We start from the raw sequence: 17,579 nt of genomic DNA, 5'->3' as shown, positions 1-17,579 counted from the left end.
TTTCAGACATTGCGAATCTTACAGATTGGCAATGATGTAGTCGATGGCTTCCTGAACGCTGGTCAGCTTCTCTGCATCTTCATCAGGAATTTCAGTTTCAAATTCCTCTTCCAGAGCCATAACCAGCTCTACAGTGTCCAGAGAGTCAGCACCCAGGTCATCAACGAAAGAAGATGAAGGCTTCACTTCTTCTTCTTTAACACCCAGTTGCTCACATACGATTTTCTTTACGCGTTCTTCAATGTTACTCATGGTTTTTTCCTACCGTTTATTAACTCTAATTGGCCAGTAAATGGCCGTTATCCCATATTCATGCCGCCATTCACATGAATGGTCTGACCTGTAATATATTTGGAATCTTCACCAGCCAGAAAAGCCACCGCTCCAGCGATATCTTCAACCTGACCCAGCGCTTTGCTTGGAATGGACGCTAGAATGGCCTCTTTTTGCGCTTCAGGCAAGACGTCCGTCATATCCGTTTGAATAAAGCCTGGGGCAATACAATTCACACGAATATTACGACTGGCAATTTCCTGCGCCAGAGAGCGGCTAAAGCCCTCTAACCCTGCCTTCGCAGCAGCATAGTTTGCCTGCCCGGCATTACCGGTGGTACCGATAATCGAGCTGATATTAATAATGCTGCCGGCTTTTTGTTTAATCATTGGCTTCGCCAATGCTTTGCATACCCGAAAAACACCGCCGAGATTGGTATTCACAACCGCATCCCATTCATCATCAGACATGCGTAAAAATAAGTTGTCACGGGTAATCCCAGCGTTGTTCACAACAACCGCAGGAGTACCATAATCCGCCAGAACATGCTTAATGGTCGCAGCGGTTTGTTCAGCGTCGGCAATGTTCAGCACCACCGCATTGTTGGCTGCATCAATCGTTGCCAAACGCTCACGAATGGCAGTTGCGCCGGAGTCGCTGGTCGCCGTGCCAATCACCTGATAACCATCATTCGCCAGGCGCTCTGCAATAGCAGCACCAATACCACGACTGGCACCCGTGACTAACGCCAACGGCTTTTGATCAGACATATTAATTTCCTTGAATTTTTTCTACGGCAGCCTGCAGTGAGGCCAGATCTCCACTACCTACAGTAGCCAGAGACTTATCAATTCGTTTATTCAGACCCGCCAGAACCTTGCCAGGGCCAAATTCAACAGCCAGCTCCGCTTTTGCACGCGATGCCTGCACCGCACCTGTCCAGTTAACCGGGCTGTATAACTGAGCCAGCAATTTGGCAGGAATTTGTTCTAGCGAAGCCGCTTGATTATCTACATTGTGATAAACGGGAAACTCCGGAGCACGCCACTGAATCGCATTTAATGCTTCACCCAGCTCCTCGGCTGCTGCCTTCATCAGGCTGGAGTGGAACGGGCCGCTCACGACCAGTTTCATAGCACGCTTAGCACCAGCTTCTTTTGCCAATGGAATCACCGCATCAACCGCGGCCATGGAACCAGCAACAACAATTTGCCCAGGCGCATTAAAGTTAGCTGGTTCAACCACACCGCCAGTGTCTTTTTCGGCTTGCTGACAAACGGTACGAATTTGCTCTTCATCCAGATTCAGGATTGCAGCCATACCACCTTCACCCGCCGGTACGGCCTGATCCATTAATTCACCGCGTTTTTTAACCAGCTTAACAGCGTCAGCAAAATCAATCGCATTGGCAGCCACCAGTGCTGAATATTCACCCAAAGAATGGCCCGCACCTGCGGTCACATTCAACGCCGGAGCCAGATCTGCGATCACCCGCCAAACAGCGGTGCTGGCAGTCAACAATGCTGGCTGCGTGTTGTACGTCAGGTTTAATGTTTCCGCCGGACCATTGCTGACCATTTCCCACAAGTCAAAACCAATGGCATCCGATGCTTCCTGAAATGTTTCTTTAACCTGGCCGTACTGTTCCGCCAGATCAGACAACATACCCACCTGTTGAGCACCCTGTCCTGGAAAATACGCAATTACATCGGTCATTGATTCGCCTTACATCAAGTTTGTCAGCATTGATTAGATGCCCCGGATTCTATGGGACATATTATGGGATGAGGATTGTTACAATAAATGGTCAAAAATGCACAAGATTATTGAATCAAATTCGTTAATTGATTGATTTACAACCGATTTAGTCTGACGGTTTAAGGCGCACCAACTCCGCCTTCAGCAAACTCAAGTCCACGACACGGATTTGCTCGATCAGGTAATTCATGGCGGCGGCAAAGGCGATATCATCGGATTTACCATGTGTTTTCACCACAATACCGTTAACACCCAACAACAGTGCACCAGCATAACGCGTTGAAGTAAAACGCTTCAGGACCCTTTTAAGCAAACCAAGCCAGAGCGGCCTCAAAAGCCAGGCGATGGGCGAACGATCAAACACTCGCTGTAATTCGATGGAGACCCAGCCAGCCAGACCTTCACTGGTCTTGAGTGCAACGTTGCCTGAAAAACCATCACACGCCAACACATCCAACTGCCCGGAATAAATACTGTCGCCTTCACAGAAGCCAACATAATTCTGAGACATCTGCTGCGTCAGGCGCTGGCCCGCAAGCTGAACCTCAGTTGTGCCCTTGCTGGCTTCCTGACCAATATTCAGCACACCAACCTGAGGCGAGCGCTCCCCCTGAGCTTTACACCAGGCTACTCCCAAGCGCGCAAATTCACATAACTGCTCGGCACTGGACTCCAGATTAGCGCCAAGATCGAGCATTAGCAGGGGTTTATCACGAGTTGGAATCTGAGTCGCCAAGGCAGGCCGCGAGATACCATTCACCATGCCGAGGACAGAACGTGACAACACCATCAAGGCACCGGTATTACCCACCGATATGACGCCATGAGCGTTACCATCACGCACTTGCCTTACGGCCTCAGCCATTGAAGATTGTTTACCGTGGCGCAGAACGCGCGCAGGCTGATCATCCATGGCGACAAAATCGACACATTCTATGATCTGAATACGTTGAAGATAACGAGAAAAATAGGAACGAGCACCTTCTGCAAATTCAGAGGTCATCGTTAAGATAAGGCTGAGATCCGGATTGGATTTCAGTATTTTTTTACAGGCTTTAAACGCAACGCGGGGACCTAAGTCCCCGCCCATTACATCTACCGCGATGGTAAACATATTAGTCGTTGCCAGTCTCCACGACTTTCTTACCACGGAAGAAACCGTCTTTAGTCACGTGGTGACGACGGTGAGTTTCACCAGTAGTAGGGTCTACAGACAGAGCAGCGTTGTTATCCAGAGCATCGTGAGAACGACGCATACCACGCTTAGAACGAGTTACTTTGCTTTTTTGAACCGCCATGTTTGGCTCCTGACTATCTCTATTTCTGTTTAAGCTGAGCTAGAACACCAAACGGATTAGGCCGTTTGACGTCTGAATCTTCTGTTGCCGTTATCTCCGGCTTAGGCTGTTTAATCTGACATTCGCTCTCAGGATGTGTCGGAAAGCTGGGTAACGCCAGAAGGACTTCGTCCTCTATTGTTTCCCAAAGTTCCAGACGAGCATCTTCGTCCAGCTCAACCGGCTCCAGTCGCCTTGGCAACTGTTTTGCCTGTTCGTCATTAAACACAAGCCCCAACTGGAAGCTGCTCTCTACAGGAAGAGTAACCTCCCCGAGACAACGCTGACATATCATAACAACTTGTGTTTTACAGCTACCGGTTAATACCCGATTACGTTCCTCATCCCGGTCAAATTCAACTTCACAGGAAACAGGAGCGACGCAGCGTTCAACTGCATCTAACAATCTTGGTAATTTTTCGCTGTCGATTTCAGCTGTAAATTGTTGATTTGCTTCAACTAATTTAGCTGCATCGACACGCTGGGGTAGCCTAGCCTCTGCCATAGTGCGCGACATAATAGGTATGCAAAGCTCCAGTGTCAAAATTATTTATTCAACGGAGCGATATCTGCTCCGCATATTAGGTATTTAATAGAAAATTAACGCAACTGCGGTGCTTGCCCGCCCAATTGCATTTGCTGCATCATTTGCGTCGCTATCCCCTGACCAATACTTGCTCCCAGACGACTGACCAACTCTTCCCACGGATCTGGCTGATAGGTGAAGTTCACCAGTTCTTCCGTGCCCATTTTGTCACGCGCCAGCTGACTGCTTGACGATAAGCCATCAATCAGGCCCATCTCCAGCGCTTGCTCGCCAGACCAAACCAGGCCGGAAAACAATTCAGGCGATTGCTTCAGACGATCACCACGACCATTTTTAACTTGCTCAATAAACTGTTTATGAGTGACCTTTAAGACACCCTCCCAAAACGCCTTTTCTTCCGGGTTTTCCGGAGTAAACGGATCAAGGAAACCCTTATGCTCACCCGCCGTATATTGACGACGCTCAACACCCAGCTTTTCCATCGCATCAACAAAGCCAAAACCTGAACCAACCACACCGATAGAACCAACAAGACTGGCTTTATCCGCATAAATTTCATCTGCAGCTGCGGCAATGTAATAAGCACCCGAAGCACCCAAATCCATAATCACAGCATAAACCGGAAAGTCTTCACGGGTTTGCTTCAGACGTTTAATTTCATCATAAACGTACCCCGACTGAACCGGACTACCACCTGGACTATTGATACGCAGGATCACACCCAATGCGCTTTCATCATCAAAAGCATCACGCAAAGCACTGATAATGGCATCCGCGCTAGCATCCTGATCGGCAGCAATCACACCATTCACTTCGATAACCGCAGCATAAGAAGAATCGCTTGCCGTCTTCTCCAGACCTTCCGTTGGTACTCGCACCAGCCATAACAACGAAAACAGGTAAATAAAGAAGATAAACTTAAAGAAGATGCCCCAACGACGCGTCCGTCGCTGCTCGCCCTGCACATCTAACAGGACTTTTTCAATCAACTTCCACTCTTTTGTATTGTTATCATCAGGTCGCTGATGACTTGATGAATTTTGTCCAGAAGGCTCATTCATAGAACGCTCATCCATTCGTTTTTATCCAGAGATTTAATTCTTCAATTGAGTGGCACAACGCCTGAGGCTTGCAGTCCAACAACACATCATCATCATGTGCTCCGTGACTCATCCCCACAGAATGCATGCCAATTTCACGCGCCATAGCCAGGTCATAGCTGGTATCACCTACCATTAATGCAGCCTCAGCACTGACCTGCAACTCGCCCAGCAATTCCTCAAGCATTAATGGGTGAGGCTTAGAGCGTGTTTCATCCGCACAACGACTGGCCACAAATTGCTGCCCAACCGGCCGATCATCAATCAACAGGTCAGCAAACATGCGATCCAACCCCTTACGGCTTTTTCCAGTAGCTACCGCCAATTTGCGGCCAGCCGCTTTTAAATCGGAAAATAACTCTGCAACACCCGGAAAAAAATCCATAGCAACTTTACTGTCATATACAAAGTTGCGGGCATATACCTGCGTCATTTGCTGCAACTGAGATGAATCGATCATTGGCCATACCGTTTTTAATGCCTCTGGCAGCCCCAAACCAATAATATTCTGCACCGCAGAATCTGGCACAGATGGCAACCCCACCTCAACACCAGCACGCTGCATGCTGTCGACAATTCGCCCGGTTGAGTCAACCAGCGTGCCATCCCAATCAAATATAATAACTTCGTATTTCAAAGATACGCCCTACTCTATCAATCCTGTTTTGTCAGCTCACACTGCGCTTTTGCTAAAATCTGTTGAAACTCATCATCCGGCCAGGCCTCCAGCTTCAGGAAGTCGCCACTACTTGGGTGGCGGAACTCCAACTGCCAGGCATGCAACAACAAACGATTAATGCCCTGCTTTTTATCAATATCCACTGCGACTTTATCGCGATATTTCTGATCACCAGCAATCACATGCCCTTCGTATTGGCAGTGCACACGAATCTGATGCGTCCGGCCAGTAACAGGCTCAGCCTCAATCAACGCGTAATGAGGGCCATGATTTAACAAGCGGGTACGGGTATGGGCTTTTTTACCTTCGTCATCGACAATCACCATTCGCTCGCCAGACTTACGCTCAATGCGCAATAAAGGTACTTTGACATCCTTAATTTTGCGATCCCAGCCGCCATGCACCAGCGCCAGATAACGCTTAGCAATACCAGCTTTATTCGCCAACATCCGTTGCAATGCCGTTAACACCGAGCGCTTTTTGGCAACCAGAATCAGGCCAGAAGTATCACGATCGAGGCGGTGTACCAGCTCCAGAAAGGTATGCTCCGGGCGCATTTGCCGCAGCGCCTCGATCAATCCCAGATTCACCCCAGAGCCACCATGCACCGCCAGCCCACTGGGTTTATTCACCACCAACAAGCCATCATCCTCATGCACAATGGCGTTTTTCAACAATTCACTCAGCACCGTTGATACCGGTGGCGGTGCATCGCGTTCAGCCACTCGCATCGGCGGAATCCGCACCAGATCATCCACAGCCACGCGGGTATCAGCCTTTGCACGCTTCTTGTTGATGCGCACTTCGCCTTTACGAATTACCCGGTAAATGAGTGCTTTGGGCACCCCTTTGAGTAAAGATAACAAAAAGTTATCAAGACGCTGGCCAGCGTTATCGTCTGTAACGGTTACAAACGAGACTTTTCTCGTATCGAGTTCAGATTGAGACATGAAGGTAAAACTATCACTCTGGCTGTTATTTCAATAATTGAAGGGCAGAAACTTAATAGGCTGCGCACTTAACTCAGCCCCTGATACAACTTGGCCCTTAGTTAAACGCCACTTGCAGACTCGGGTTTGCTGCCGCACACCTTTGCTGCTATATTCGCTCAGCTTGCGTAAGCCTCCAACGAACAAGACACACGGAGCAGCAAAGCAGTGCCGGAAAAGCGGCAAGTATAGGGAAGAAGCATTTTGGTTAAAACTCTTCCCGGGAATTAATACAGAATGGAAAAAACTCCACCACGGCAACTGAGCCAATTGCCAGCCCGTGCGAAGTGAGTTTCAACGTTGCCTTAAATCGTCAGTTTGAAGAAATTGATCATCAGCAACCCACCATTCTCTGAGATAAACCAGGCAACCTTGCCGGCATCTCTGATTAACAAATTATGGACAGTGTTGGTGCCCAGCCAAGAGCATAAGAGGCACCACTGCAACAATGGATCAGTGACCCGATTGGCGCTGACAAAGCAAAGCACCCATAAATATTTTGCTAAGCCGCACTGGTTTTCTCGGCCTTTGTAAAAAGCGAGAAAGCGCGGCATTGCCAGCAAGTACGTTGCCCTTAATTGAGCAAAACGTGCAGCATGAAAAGAATGCTAATCAACGCAACTCAATCTGAAGAATTGCGTGTAGCCCTTGTAGACGGACAAAAACTTTACGACCTGGATATTGAACCCGGCACTCGTGAACAGAAAAAAGCCAATATCTATAAAGGCAAAATCACCCGTATTGAGCCCAGCCTGGAAGCGGCTTTTGTCGACTTTGGTGCCGAGCGCCATGGCTTTCTGCCGCTGAAAGAAATCGCCCGCGAATACTTCGTAAAAGATCCAGGCCCTGGCCGTATCAACATCAAAGATGTGGTACGTGAAGGTCAGGAAATCATCGTTCAGGTTGATAAAGAAGAGCGTGGAAACAAGGGTGCCGCCCTCACCACACAAGTCAGCCTGGCTGGTCGCTATCTGGTGCTGATGCCAACCAACGCTCGTGCAGGTGGTATTTCACGCCGTATCGAAGGCGATGAGCGCACCCAACTGCGTGAAGCCATGAAAGGTGTTCAGGTGCCGGACAAAATGGGCGTTATCGTCCGTACCGCTGGCATTGGCCGCAGCTCTGAAGAGCTTCAGGCTGACCTGGATTATCTGGTTAATGTCTGGTCCGCTATACAACGTGCCTCAGAGAACCTGAGCGCTCCTTACCTGCTCCTGCAGGAAAGCAACGTTATTATCCGTGCGATTCGCGACTACTTGCGTCAGGACATCGGCGAAGTACTGATCGATACCCAGGAAGCCTTCGACGAAGCCATTGCTTTTGTGCAACAGGTGATCCCGCAATCCGAAGGCAAGTTCAAGCTGTACCAAGACAGCGTACCGCTGTTTAACCGCTACCAGATCGAGACTCAGATCGAAAGCGCCTTCCAGCGTGAAGTGAAACTGCCCTCCGGCGGCTCGATTGTCATCGACCCGACTGAAGCCCTGGTATCCATCGATATCAACTCTGCCCGTGCCACTAAGGGTGCAGACATTGAAGAAACGGCACTGAACACTAACCTGGAAGCCGCCGATGAGATTGCCCGTCAATTGCGCCTGCGCGATATGGGCGGCTTGGTCGTGATCGATTTCATCGACATGATGGCCAACAAAAATCAGCGTGAAGTTGAATCTCGCCTGAAAAAAGCGTTAGAAATGGATCGCGCCCGTGTTCAGGTTGGTCGTATTTCCCGCTTCGGCCTGGTAGAAATGTCGCGTCAGCGCCTGCGTCCTTCCCTGGGTGAAACCAGCGGACACGTTTGCCCACGCTGTAGCGGCACCGGTGTTATCCGCGACATCCAATCTTCCGGCCTGTCTATCTTGCGCCTGATTGAAGAAGAAGCCGCCAAAGAAAATACCGGTCAGATTCGTGCCATTGTTCCTGTTCCGGTTGCCAGCTTCCTGCTGAACGAAAAACGCAACCTGATTGCCGCTATCGAAGCACGCCATAACAGCAAAGTACTGGTACTGCCAAACCCACATATGGAAACGCCGCATTACGAAGTATTGCGTCTGCGCCCTGATGACAGCCTGATCGAAGAAGTCAGCTACGAACAAAAACTGGATGCCGGCGAAGTGGAATATGGCGTTGATATCGCCAAGCCAGAAGCTGCAGCACCACAGCAAACTGCTGCGGTAAGAGGTGTACAACGCAAAGCAGCTCCAACACCGGAAGCCCAGAGCTTTTGGTCAAAACTGGGCAGTGCTCTGACATCACTGTTTGAAGGCTCTTCTGACAAAGAAGAAAAAGAAACCGAGCAGAAAAACAAGCCAAATAATAAAGGTCGCAAAGGTCAGAACAACCAGAACCGTGATCGTAAAAATGGCTCAAACAATCGTCGTAACGGTCAGCGCCAGGACAAACGTCAGGATGCCCGTTCTGAAAAGAGCGATGACAACCGCAATCGCAACCGTCAGGATCGCGATGGTGAACGTGGTCAATCAAACGACAATCGCCGCAAGCAAAATGACAATCGTCGCTCGGAAAATCGTAACGACGACACGAAACGCAAGTCGGACAAAAACGAGACACGCAAACAAGAGCGTAGCGGCCAGGATCGCACTAACCAAGACCGCAACAAGGATCAGGACAACCAGGAAGGCCGCGCACCGCGTCGCGATCGCAGCAAAGGCGAGAACCCACGTCGCCGCCGCGAGCCACGCGAGAAGTCGAATGAGCCATCCGAAGTGGTAGTAACAGCCTCTGGTGAGAAAAAAGAAGCACAAGCGGCTATCGCCAGCGAAGCAACCATTCTGGAGACACCAAAGACTGAAAGCGAAGAGCGTAAGCCTCGTCGTGAGCGTCGCAGTCGTCGCCGTAACAAGTCTGATAAACCCGAAGCTGGTAGTAACTCGGAAGTGAAAGCTACTCCTGAAGCAAAAACGACTTCTGAAGTAAAACACAGTGACGAAGCACCAACTGCGGATGCACCGGCAAAAACAGAATCTTCGGTAGAGGCAGCAGCGCCAGAGCAAGCGAAGGCAGAAGCAGCGAAAGCTCAGCCAGCACAAGAAACGACTGAGACAGTCAGCGCCGAGCCACAAGTCGAAGCGGCTACTGAAGAGAAGCCACGTCGCCGTAATACTCGTCGCCGTCGCCGCCAGGGAGATGATTCACAAAACAGTGCATCAGATGTCAGCCAGACTCAGGAGACAAAAGCTCCGGAAGAAGCCAAAGCAGCAGAACCGACAGTAAAAACTGAAGCTCCTGCTGAAGTAAAAGCTGAGCCCACCCCCGTAACTGAGCAAACTGCGCCTGAAACCGAACAGCCGAAGGCTGAATCGGACAACTCTGATGAAGGCAATAACAAAGGTCGCCGTCGTAGCCGTCGTCGCAGCGGCGGACGTGCATCGAATGACCCACGCAATGCACAGGCCTCTCAGGAAACGGAAGCTGAGTAACATCAGCCCTCCCCGTTTCCGGGGAGGCGCCGCTTGAACTGAGCATAAAAAAACTCGCCGCAGCGAGTTTTTTTATGTCTGGCGTTTTGATTAAGTCCGATTAATGTTCAGGCAAATGAACATCCGCAAACAACGCTTCCAGCTCCTGACGGTTATGACAGTGCGATGCTTTTTCAACCAAGTCTCGTGTCAGATGAGGAGCAAACGCCTGAATAAAGTCGTACATGTAGCCGCGCAAAAACGTCCCTTTACGGAAACCAATCTGCGTCACACTGGCGGCAAATAAATGACTGGCATCAATCGCCACCAGGTCTGAATCTGCTTCAGGATCAATTGCCATACTGGCGACAATGCCAATACCAATACCCAGACGCACATAGGTTTTAATCACATCCGAATCTGCCGCGGTAAACGCAACCCGCGGGGTTAAGCCACGGGTTTTAAACGCCTCATCCAGCTTTGAACGCCCGGTAAAACCAAATACATAAGTCACCAGAGGATATGCCGCTACTTGCTCTAATGAAGGTCTGGGGTTCTGAGCGAGCGGATGATTACGTGGCACCAGAATACTTCGATTCCAGCGGTAACAAGGCATCATGATAAGGTCAGAGAATAGCTCCATGGCTTCCGTCGCAATCGCAAAATCCGTCGTACCATTGGCCGCCATCTCAGAAATCTGCATCGGCGTCCCCTGATTCATGTGTAAAGAGACTTCCGGATATTTCTGCATAAAGCTTTCAATAACAGGCGGCAAGGCGTAGCGGGCTTGTGTGTGCGTGGTCGCAATCGACAAACTGCCTTTGGTTTCATCACTGAATTCCTGCGCAACCTGCTTAATACTCTCGACTTTGCGCAATATTTCACCAGCCACCTGAAGAATGGCCTCTCCCGCCGGAGTGATTCTTGTCAGGTGTTTGCCGCTACGGGCAAAAATTTCCACGCCAAGTTCATCTTCAAGCAAACGGATCTGTTTGCTGATTCCTGGCTGGGAGGTATATAAAACCTGGGCAGTCGCTGAAACGTTCAGGTCATGATGCGCAACTTCCCAAATGTAACGCAGTTGCTGTAACTTCATAATTCCTCCGAGTCTGACCTTTTCTTTCGTTATAAAAATATAAACAAATATTCTTTTCCAGAATAGATGCCAGGTAATACATTTACACAAATTGTGTTTTTTAGAGCTACTGGTACTACTGTAGACCATTATCCATGGATATTTTGTTATATATAGCCTCCGGCGCACTGGTTGGCCTGATTGTCGGTGTTACTGGTATTGGTGGCGGTGCTTTAATGACTCCCCTGTTACTGATGTTCGGTTTCCCGCCCCACATTGCGGTGGGCACTGATCTTATGTATGCCTCGCTGACCAAAGCCGGTGGCGCCATCAGTCATCACAAACAAAAACATGTGGAATGGTCTCTTGTACGTCTGCTCGCGATTGGTAGCATCCCTGCAGCATTAATCACAGGCTTTGCTCTGGAAACTTTATTTGAAGATTCCGAGCAATACGGAGCCCTGCTTAGCAGTGCACTTGGGATCATGCTGCTGATCACGGCTTGCGTCATCATTTTGCGACCTAAAATTCAGCAATGGTCAGCCTCAACGTTTAACGGATCTCTCAGCCATCACCGTAATAGTGCCACCATCGCAATGGGTGTGTTTCTTGGCGTGTTCGTCACCTTGTCATCGGTTGGCGCAGGCGCCATTGGTACCGCGATTCTGATGTTGTTGTACCCGGCATTACGCTCAACCAACATTGTCGGTACCGATATTGCCCATGCAGTGCCACTAACATTGGCAGCCGGCCTGATTCATATGTATCTGGGCAATGTCGATTTTTATTTACTTGGGGCGCTGCTGGTTGGCTCACTTCCAGCAATTCACTTGGGCAGCCGCTTAAGCCGTAAGGTACCTGAGAAAATGTTAAAACCGTTGCTGGCAGGAATCTTATTCACCATCGGTGCCAAATACGCATTTTTCTAACAGGTCGATGCAGCTCATCAACCTCCTGCTGTAATCAACACGCGACAGAAAAGTCAGCCTGCATCCGGACGGAATAGCAGGCAAATTTTCTGAAGCCATCTATGCTCTATTGATCAAATACAAATCATGGAGATTAGAATGCAAGCAGAACAAACCCTCAGCGTGGATCAGGTTGCAGAAATTCTGAGCATGAAAGCGGTTACGATCAAACGCTATGCACGGGAAGGCTTATTAGACAGCGAGCAGAGCAATGGTGAATTTCGTTTTCTGCCCGATAATGTAGAAAAGTTTAAAGCCATTCAGGAAAAGCTGCGCTAATCAAACAAGCCGCACTAATCGAATAAACAACCACTCTGCCCGGCTCCCGATTCACCGGGCCAGACACTTTCATCAAGCTCCCACAACTGCTCCAGAAAACGCAAAAAGTATTGTACGTCCTGATTACCCGCCGTGTGCAGGAAAAAGTATGGCGTTCTGCCTTCTGATAGCCATTGCTTTAATTTCGTCCCCCACTGCAATAAATAACGTTCGTTATCAGGCCAATGACTGTGGCCAATAAACCGCACAACGGGTGAATGTCCGGTTGCAATCGGGTGAACCGGCATTCTTGGCTTTTTGGCTCGTGCATCCAACACGGCTTCAGTTTGAGCAAGATCGTTAAACAACCCCCGGCTATCAAACACAGTACGAGCGATGTGCAGCTCACTGAGCTGGCGTAACAACCGTTGCTCATTGCCGGACTTATCAAAAAAACCCGAATGACGAAATTCGACAGAAATATCCGCGCTGCTCTGTTGTTTAAGCTGTTCGAGAAATACAAACAGCTCATCCATTCTTGCCGGGGTCAATTCTGCCGGTAACTGAACAGAGATCACTCCAAAGGAGTCACCCAGAATCGATGAGAAATCGAGCCAGCGAGACTGATGCTGGGCAAAAGCCTGCACAAGATTCTGCGCATGACTTATTTCCCGGGGCAGCTTAAATGAGAAACGAAAATCGTCACCAACGGATCTACGCCATTGCTCCGCCCGCTTATTGTCAGGCAAGCCATAAAACGTCGTATTACCCTCCACGGACGAAAAAACCTGAGCGTATTCCGACAAGGCTTCACCGGCCTTTTGCCAAGGGGATAATAAATTGCCGCACCAGGCATCCAGATACCACATCGGCAAGCCCAACTTCAGCTGGCCGCGCTTGATTGCCTGATTAAAGTCAGTATCCATGAGTCATGTTCATATTTTTCGTTGTTAATAAACGCATTTAACCTGCGAGGTGTGCATTTGGATCATGATTTGTCATAATCCAACGGCATTATACCTAAAGCTTGTATGCAGAACTCAACCATGTCGAATTAGGAAGCATGATGACAGACACGCGCGTTGAAGATTTAAACATTGGTTCGATCACCCCACTGGTAACACCGGACCAGCTAAAAAAAGAAATGCCTATCTCAGACTCAGCCGTCGAGAGTGTTCAGCAAGGTCGCCAGGCAGTAAGAGATATTCTGGATCGCAAAGATCATCGTATTTTCCTGGTCGTTGGCCCATGCTCCATTCATGATGTCGATGCCGCCAAAGATTACGCACACCGCCTGAAAGCTTTGTCTGAAAAAGTCTCTGACACCTTATATCTGGTTATGCGTGTTTATTTCGAAAAGCCACGCACCACCGTTGGCTGGAAAGGCCTGATTAACGACCCTTACATGAACGACACCTTTAAGATTCAGGAAGGCCTGCACATTGCTCGTCAGCTATTACTGGATCTGGCTGAAATGGGTCTGCCACTGTCAACCGAGGCACTGGATCCAATTTCACCGCAGTACCTGCAGGATCTTATCACCTGGTCTGCAATTGGTGCACGCACCACGGAATCCCAGACACACCGTGAAATGGCATCCGGCTTATCCTCCGCGGTAGGCTTTAAAAACGGTACTGATGGCAGCCTGACCGTCGCAACGAATGCCCTGATGTCGGTTGCCAGCCCTCACCGTTTCCTGGGTATTGACCAGGCAGGTGCCGTGTCGATTGTTGAAACCAACGGCAATAACTACGGCCATGTTGTATTACGCGGTGGCGGCGGCAAGCCAAACTACGACTCTGTCAGCGTTTCTCTGGCGGAACAAGCTCTGGAAAAAGCCGACTTACCCAAAAACATCATGGTTGATTGCAGCCATGAAAATTCCAGCAAAAAGCCAGAGTTACAACCGTTGGTAATGGACAACGTTACCAACCAGATCCTGGAAGGTAATGACTCAATCGTTGGTCTGATGGTTGAATCCAACATCAAACACGGTCGTCAGAATATTCCGGCCAACCTGGATGATCTGGAGTATGGCTTATCGGTTACCGACGGCTGTATCAGCTGGGATGAAACTGAGAAAGCGATTCTGAGCATGCATGAAAAGCTGAAAGCTGTGCTACCAAAGCGCAATGCTTAAGCCATTGATCAGCTGAATATAAAAAAACCCGCTTCGGCGGGTTTTTTTATAAGTAATCAGAGCTATCTGAGCCAATCAACCATTAAGCAGATCATCTCGTAAACCTTTCTGTACCGGGTCTTCAGATAGCCAGATGCCGAATAATGCCTGCTTAAATTTCAGCCCTGTTACAGTCGACTTCGCTTCACCATTACGATAAACAGTTACTCCGGTATCAGGCTGATATACCAAATCGAAAATATCGCCCTGATCAACAGCATCCTGAAACGCAGCCACTAAAGATTCAATATCAGCCTCAATATCCGCGATATTACCGCCAGTAGACCGCACAAAACCGTCACGCGTAAAATCAGCCATACGCTCTGGAGTAATCAAGTCCGACACGATATGCAAACGAATGGCCATCGAATCATCAGCGGCAATAATGCCAGCTGCATCAGAGCTGGTTTCAGACAGATACAACGCAGTCACGTACATATCAACAAAAAACTTTGTACGGGTACCCGCGCCATTAAGCTTAAGAGATTCTTGGGAATGTGAGATCGTTTCCGCCACATCCACACCCGATACCTGCTTTGCATGAACAGTGCTGGCAAGCATGAATGCAAGGCCAAACGCAAAACGAGTGACAATACGTACCATGAGATTTTCCTTTATGTTTGTTTTTATCATTAAGCCGGAAGCCGCTTTATAGTGCCCGAGACCGCTAATTGCAAGCTGCAACAGGCAAGTTATTGTACGAAGGCACCACTTCTTTCAGGTAATGTCCTCTCACGCTACAACCAGTGTGGTAAAAATACAAGGCACGCAACAATGACTGCAGCAAAAGCACACAATAACACAGCAGCGGCTGCAACATCTTTGGCTTTACCGACCAACGGGTGATGGCCCGGATGCAAAGCATCCGCCAAAGCTTCAAGTGCGGTATTTAACGCTTCCATTGCCATGACCAACACGATAGCAAAGACCAGAGCCAGCCACTCTGACGTAGAAACCCCGGTTGCAAAAGCAGCAACAACAACAGCAACAGCGGCCAATAGGTGAATCTGCGCATGCGCTTCACTGGCAAATAAATGCTTGAGCCCTCGAAAGGCGAAGATAAAACTGGCAAGACGAGTTTTCAGCCAAGACATACGGTCTCCTAATGACGTCACATCCGCCCTATATGTGGCATCCCCCACACTTCAGACACAACAAAACCCCCAACACTTACAGTGTCAGGGAGAATCATGAAAAACAAGGGTTAACCACACACAGGATTAACGAAAATCTTTCAGGTTTTTGGCGACAAACTTAAGCGTCATTTCAACCAGATTTTCACCCGCATCATAAAAGCGATCATCAAGCTCAGCGATATCATCCGCGTGTTCGCTTTCAATCTGATCAAACATTTCGATGCGTTCATCTTCATCGTCCGGCACATTGCGGTCAGTGAAAAAATCGACCAGCCGATGTAGCAAAGAGTGTGTTTCTTTGGCCTTGATGCTCTCTAGCGCGAGCAAGGTATCATCAGTTTTGGCTCCAGCTTCATGATGAATAAACTGAACAAAACCACCATTTTCCATTTCGCGCAGCAGATGATCGATGCAAAACACAACTTTCTCGGAAGCACTCAGAGATTGATATCCCTGCTCCGCTTCTTTGTCATAAATTACATCGGTGATTTGCAGGAATGAGTCGGTCTCATCAGCGACATCCAATGCCGCCTGAATCTCCATGTTCATAGGGTGTTACTCGTTTCTCTCTGTAGTAAAAGTGTTTAAATTAAAGCCAATTCACCATAGCTTACCGCAATTTATTTGACAAAGGTTTTACAAAGAATCATTTATATCGGCCTCAATGGCGACAAAAACCCACGTCACCTAAGCCAGACGTGGTTATATAACGCTACCGCCTGAAAGAATTTCATAGTAATTTCAACATCAGCATTCATACCCTGACCAAGACCCAACACCAACGTAAACACTCCTAACAACAACTAAAACCTATGCAAACGTCTTTCTCGCAACGCTTTCCACACCTGTCTGACATCGTTTCGACCCCTATTGCTGAACTGCCAACGCCAGTGCTTCAGGCTTCAGAGCTGAGCCCACATGCCTTCATCAAATCAGACAACCTAACGCACTCTCAGTATGGTGGTAATAAAATACGTAAACTCGATTGGATTGGGGCGGATGTTCAAAGTAAAAATGCACGCCATGTTGTCACCTTTGGCGCTATTGGTACCAATGCTGGAGTCGCAACTGCCATGATGTGCCAGAGGCTCGGAGTTCGCTGCACCATTTATCTGTTCGACCAACCTCTGAGCGAAACCGTCAACGCTAACCTGAAACGCATGCAAGGCTATGGTGCCGAACTGATTTTTTGCGGCAGCCTGCTGCACACCATGATCCGCTTTTATACCTCACCGCTTCGTCTACTGCCCGGAAGCTATTTTCTATGGGCTGGCTGCTCTAACCCCCCGGCTATTCTGGCTTATGTTGATGCTGTGTTTGAACTGCAACAACAAATAGCAGATGGAGAGCTGCCAGAGCCGGATAAAATTGTCGTCCCTGTCGGCAGCGGTTCTACTGCTGCCGGGCTGTATCTGGGTTTGGCCTTAACCGGGCTGGGCAGTGAATTAATACCTGTGCGTGTCGCCCCATTAAAACTCGGGCCATTTGATGCCTGTACGGATTCAATCATTAACAAGATGATCCATCAGGGAGCACAACAACTTGGCATTAACACGCCATTACCACAGTCCAAACTGAATCATGCTTATTACGGCAAAGGCTATGGCCACAGCAATGAGCAGGTGAAAGACGCAATAGCCAAATTTAAACAATCTGGCATCACACTCGAAGGCACTTATTCAGGGAAAGCTGCCTGCGCATTTCTTGATAATCTACAAAGCAGCACAGGGCCAGTACTATTCTGGAATACCTACAATTCCAGCCAATACATACCTACACCCGCGTTAAGCCACCTTCCGGCTTCACTGACAAAGCGTTTGCAAAAAGGTGACTCTCAACAAGGATAAGTTAACGGTTCCTA

General features: G+C 48.8%; 20 protein-coding genes. 5 read left to right on the top strand and 15 right to left on the bottom strand.

Annotated elements, in window-relative coordinates; genetic code table 11:
- Positions 1–18: 18 nt before the first annotated feature.
- The 10 genes from acpP to KFF03_RS08495 form a co-directional block, all read right to left on the bottom strand.
- Positions 19–252: an acyl carrier protein gene (gene acpP / locus KFF03_RS08540; RefSeq protein WP_255860663.1), complete on the bottom strand. Its 234-nt coding sequence runs from the start codon at positions 250–252 to the stop codon at positions 19–21.
- 47 nt (positions 253–299) lie between these two features.
- Positions 300–1,043: a 3-oxoacyl-ACP reductase FabG gene (fabG, locus tag KFF03_RS08535; protein ID WP_255860662.1), complete on the bottom strand. Its 744-nt coding sequence runs from the start codon at positions 1,041–1,043 to the stop codon at positions 300–302.
- A gap of 1 nt (position 1,044) precedes the next feature.
- Positions 1,045–1,989, bottom strand: coding sequence for an ACP S-malonyltransferase (gene fabD, locus KFF03_RS08530; protein WP_255860661.1), 945 nt, complete (start codon positions 1,987–1,989; stop codon positions 1,045–1,047).
- 148 nt (positions 1,990–2,137) lie between these two features.
- Positions 2,138–3,145 carry a phosphate acyltransferase PlsX gene (plsX, locus tag KFF03_RS08525; protein ID WP_255860660.1) on the bottom strand — a complete coding sequence of 336 codons (1,008 nt, stop codon included), beginning with the start codon at positions 3,143–3,145 and terminating at the stop codon, positions 2,138–2,140.
- A gap of 1 nt (position 3,146) precedes the next feature.
- A complete protein-coding gene (gene rpmF / locus KFF03_RS08520; protein ID WP_255860659.1) occupies positions 3,147–3,329 on the bottom strand; it encodes a 50S ribosomal protein L32 in 183 nt (60 codons plus the stop codon).
- 19 nt (positions 3,330–3,348) lie between these two features.
- The gene (locus tag KFF03_RS08515) at positions 3,349–3,885 is read right to left on the bottom strand and encodes a YceD family protein (protein WP_255860658.1); all 537 of its coding nucleotides are present in this window, start codon (positions 3,883–3,885) and stop codon (positions 3,349–3,351) included.
- An 83-nt stretch (positions 3,886–3,968) separates the two neighbouring features.
- Positions 3,969–4,976, bottom strand: a complete 1,008-nt coding sequence (locus tag KFF03_RS08510; protein WP_255860657.1) for a S49 family peptidase — start codon at positions 4,974–4,976, stop codon at positions 3,969–3,971.
- A gap of 7 nt (positions 4,977–4,983) precedes the next feature.
- Positions 4,984–5,652, bottom strand: coding sequence for an HAD-IA family hydrolase (locus tag KFF03_RS08505; protein ID WP_255860656.1), 669 nt, complete (start codon positions 5,650–5,652; stop codon positions 4,984–4,986).
- A gap of 17 nt (positions 5,653–5,669) precedes the next feature.
- Positions 5,670–6,644, bottom strand: coding sequence for a 23S rRNA pseudouridine(955/2504/2580) synthase RluC (gene rluC, locus KFF03_RS08500; protein ID WP_255860654.1), 975 nt, complete (start codon positions 6,642–6,644; stop codon positions 5,670–5,672).
- A 344-nt stretch (positions 6,645–6,988) separates the two neighbouring features.
- Positions 6,989–7,246 carry a hypothetical protein gene (locus tag KFF03_RS08495; protein WP_255860653.1) on the bottom strand — a complete coding sequence of 86 codons (258 nt, stop codon included), beginning with the start codon at positions 7,244–7,246 and terminating at the stop codon, positions 6,989–6,991.
- A gap of 33 nt (positions 7,247–7,279) precedes the next feature.
- Here KFF03_RS08495 and KFF03_RS08490 point away from each other — a divergent pair, with 33 nt between their 5' ends.
- The gene (locus KFF03_RS08490) at positions 7,280–10,123 is read left to right on the top strand and encodes an Rne/Rng family ribonuclease (protein WP_255860652.1); all 2,844 of its coding nucleotides are present in this window, start codon (positions 7,280–7,282) and stop codon (positions 10,121–10,123) included.
- A gap of 100 nt (positions 10,124–10,223) precedes the next feature.
- On the opposite strand, the gene cysB is transcribed toward KFF03_RS08490, so the two are convergent.
- Positions 10,224–11,198, bottom strand: coding sequence for an HTH-type transcriptional regulator CysB (gene cysB, locus KFF03_RS08485; protein ID WP_255860651.1), 975 nt, complete (start codon positions 11,196–11,198; stop codon positions 10,224–10,226).
- Between the two features lie 134 nt (positions 11,199–11,332).
- Here cysB and KFF03_RS08480 point away from each other — a divergent pair, with 134 nt between their 5' ends.
- The gene (locus KFF03_RS08480; protein ID WP_255860650.1) at positions 11,333–12,106 is read left to right on the top strand and encodes a sulfite exporter TauE/SafE family protein; all 774 of its coding nucleotides are present in this window, start codon (positions 11,333–11,335) and stop codon (positions 12,104–12,106) included.
- Positions 12,107–12,244: 138 nt separating this feature from the next.
- A complete protein-coding gene (locus tag KFF03_RS08475) occupies positions 12,245–12,424 on the top strand; it encodes a helix-turn-helix domain-containing protein (protein ID WP_255860649.1) in 180 nt (59 codons plus the stop codon).
- A gap of 14 nt (positions 12,425–12,438) precedes the next feature.
- On the opposite strand, the gene KFF03_RS08470 is transcribed toward KFF03_RS08475, so the two are convergent.
- A complete protein-coding gene (locus tag KFF03_RS08470; protein ID WP_255860647.1) occupies positions 12,439–13,329 on the bottom strand; it encodes a DUF72 domain-containing protein in 891 nt (296 codons plus the stop codon).
- A gap of 140 nt (positions 13,330–13,469) precedes the next feature.
- Between KFF03_RS08470 and KFF03_RS08465 the strand changes: the two genes are divergently transcribed.
- Positions 13,470–14,543 (top strand): 3-deoxy-7-phosphoheptulonate synthase, encoded by a 1,074-nt coding sequence (locus KFF03_RS08465; protein ID WP_255860876.1) that lies wholly within the window; start codon positions 13,470–13,472, stop codon positions 14,541–14,543.
- A 75-nt stretch (positions 14,544–14,618) separates the two neighbouring features.
- Here KFF03_RS08465 and KFF03_RS08460 read toward each other — a convergent pair whose 3' ends face one another.
- The 3 genes from KFF03_RS08460 to KFF03_RS08450 form a co-directional block, all read right to left on the bottom strand.
- Positions 14,619–15,185, bottom strand: a complete 567-nt coding sequence (locus tag KFF03_RS08460) for a chalcone isomerase family protein (RefSeq protein ID WP_255860646.1) — start codon at positions 15,183–15,185, stop codon at positions 14,619–14,621.
- Positions 15,186–15,319: 134 nt separating this feature from the next.
- A complete protein-coding gene (locus KFF03_RS08455) occupies positions 15,320–15,676 on the bottom strand; it encodes a diacylglycerol kinase (protein WP_255860645.1) in 357 nt (118 codons plus the stop codon).
- A 126-nt stretch (positions 15,677–15,802) separates the two neighbouring features.
- Entirely contained in the window at positions 15,803–16,267 is a 465-nt protein-coding gene (locus KFF03_RS08450) for a DMP19 family protein (protein WP_255860644.1), read from the bottom strand.
- Between the two features lie 263 nt (positions 16,268–16,530).
- On the opposite strand from KFF03_RS08450, the gene KFF03_RS08445 reads away from it, so the two are divergent.
- Entirely contained in the window at positions 16,531–17,565 is a 1,035-nt protein-coding gene (locus KFF03_RS08445) for a 1-aminocyclopropane-1-carboxylate deaminase/D-cysteine desulfhydrase (RefSeq protein ID WP_255860643.1), read from the top strand.
- Positions 17,566–17,579: the final 14 nt, after the last annotated feature.

The sequence above is a fragment of the Bacterioplanoides sp. SCSIO 12839 genome (assembly GCF_024397975.1).
Classification (GTDB): domain Bacteria; phylum Pseudomonadota; class Gammaproteobacteria; order Pseudomonadales; family Oceanobacteraceae; genus Bacterioplanoides.
The sequence above is the reverse complement of the archived record's forward strand: the minus strand, read 5'-3'. Positions and strand labels throughout refer to the sequence as shown.

Bases quoted from the DNA above. Each gene is read 5' to 3' on its own strand.
- KFF03_RS08475 (WP_255860649.1), top strand. From the start codon at position 12,245: ATGCAAGCAGAACAAACCCTCAGCGTGGATCAGGTTGCAGAAATTCTG.
- plsX (WP_255860660.1), bottom strand. From the start codon at position 3,145: ATGTTTACCATCGCGGTAGATGTAATGGGCGGGGACTTAGGTCCCCGC.
- KFF03_RS08480 (WP_255860650.1), top strand. From the start codon at position 11,333: ATGGATATTTTGTTATATATAGCCTCCGGCGCACTGGTTGGCCTGATT.
- KFF03_RS08470 (WP_255860647.1), bottom strand. From the start codon at position 13,329: ATGGATACTGACTTTAATCAGGCAATCAAGCGCGGCCAGCTGAAGTTG.
- KFF03_RS08455 (WP_255860645.1), bottom strand. From the start codon at position 15,676: ATGTCTTGGCTGAAAACTCGTCTTGCCAGTTTTATCTTCGCCTTTCGA.
- KFF03_RS08510 (WP_255860657.1), bottom strand. From the start codon at position 4,976: ATGAATGAGCCTTCTGGACAAAATTCATCAAGTCATCAGCGACCTGAT.
- rluC (WP_255860654.1), bottom strand. From the start codon at position 6,644: ATGTCTCAATCTGAACTCGATACGAGAAAAGTCTCGTTTGTAACCGTT.
- KFF03_RS08445 (WP_255860643.1), top strand. From the start codon at position 16,531: ATGCAAACGTCTTTCTCGCAACGCTTTCCACACCTGTCTGACATCGTT.
- fabD (WP_255860661.1), bottom strand. From the start codon at position 1,989: ATGACCGATGTAATTGCGTATTTTCCAGGACAGGGTGCTCAACAGGTG.
- rpmF (WP_255860659.1), bottom strand. From the start codon at position 3,329: ATGGCGGTTCAAAAAAGCAAAGTAACTCGTTCTAAGCGTGGTATGCGT.
- cysB (WP_255860651.1), bottom strand. From the start codon at position 11,198: ATGAAGTTACAGCAACTGCGTTACATTTGGGAAGTTGCGCATCATGAC.
- KFF03_RS08465 (WP_255860876.1), top strand. From the start codon at position 13,470: ATGACAGACACGCGCGTTGAAGATTTAAACATTGGTTCGATCACCCCA.
- KFF03_RS08450 (WP_255860644.1), bottom strand. From the start codon at position 16,267: ATGAACATGGAGATTCAGGCGGCATTGGATGTCGCTGATGAGACCGAC.
- KFF03_RS08490 (WP_255860652.1), top strand. From the start codon at position 7,280: ATGAAAAGAATGCTAATCAACGCAACTCAATCTGAAGAATTGCGTGTA.
- KFF03_RS08515 (WP_255860658.1), bottom strand. From the start codon at position 3,885: ATGTCGCGCACTATGGCAGAGGCTAGGCTACCCCAGCGTGTCGATGCA.
- fabG (WP_255860662.1), bottom strand. From the start codon at position 1,043: ATGTCTGATCAAAAGCCGTTGGCGTTAGTCACGGGTGCCAGTCGTGGT.
- KFF03_RS08460 (WP_255860646.1), bottom strand. From the start codon at position 15,185: ATGGTACGTATTGTCACTCGTTTTGCGTTTGGCCTTGCATTCATGCTT.
- acpP (WP_255860663.1), bottom strand. From the start codon at position 252: ATGAGTAACATTGAAGAACGCGTAAAGAAAATCGTATGTGAGCAACTG.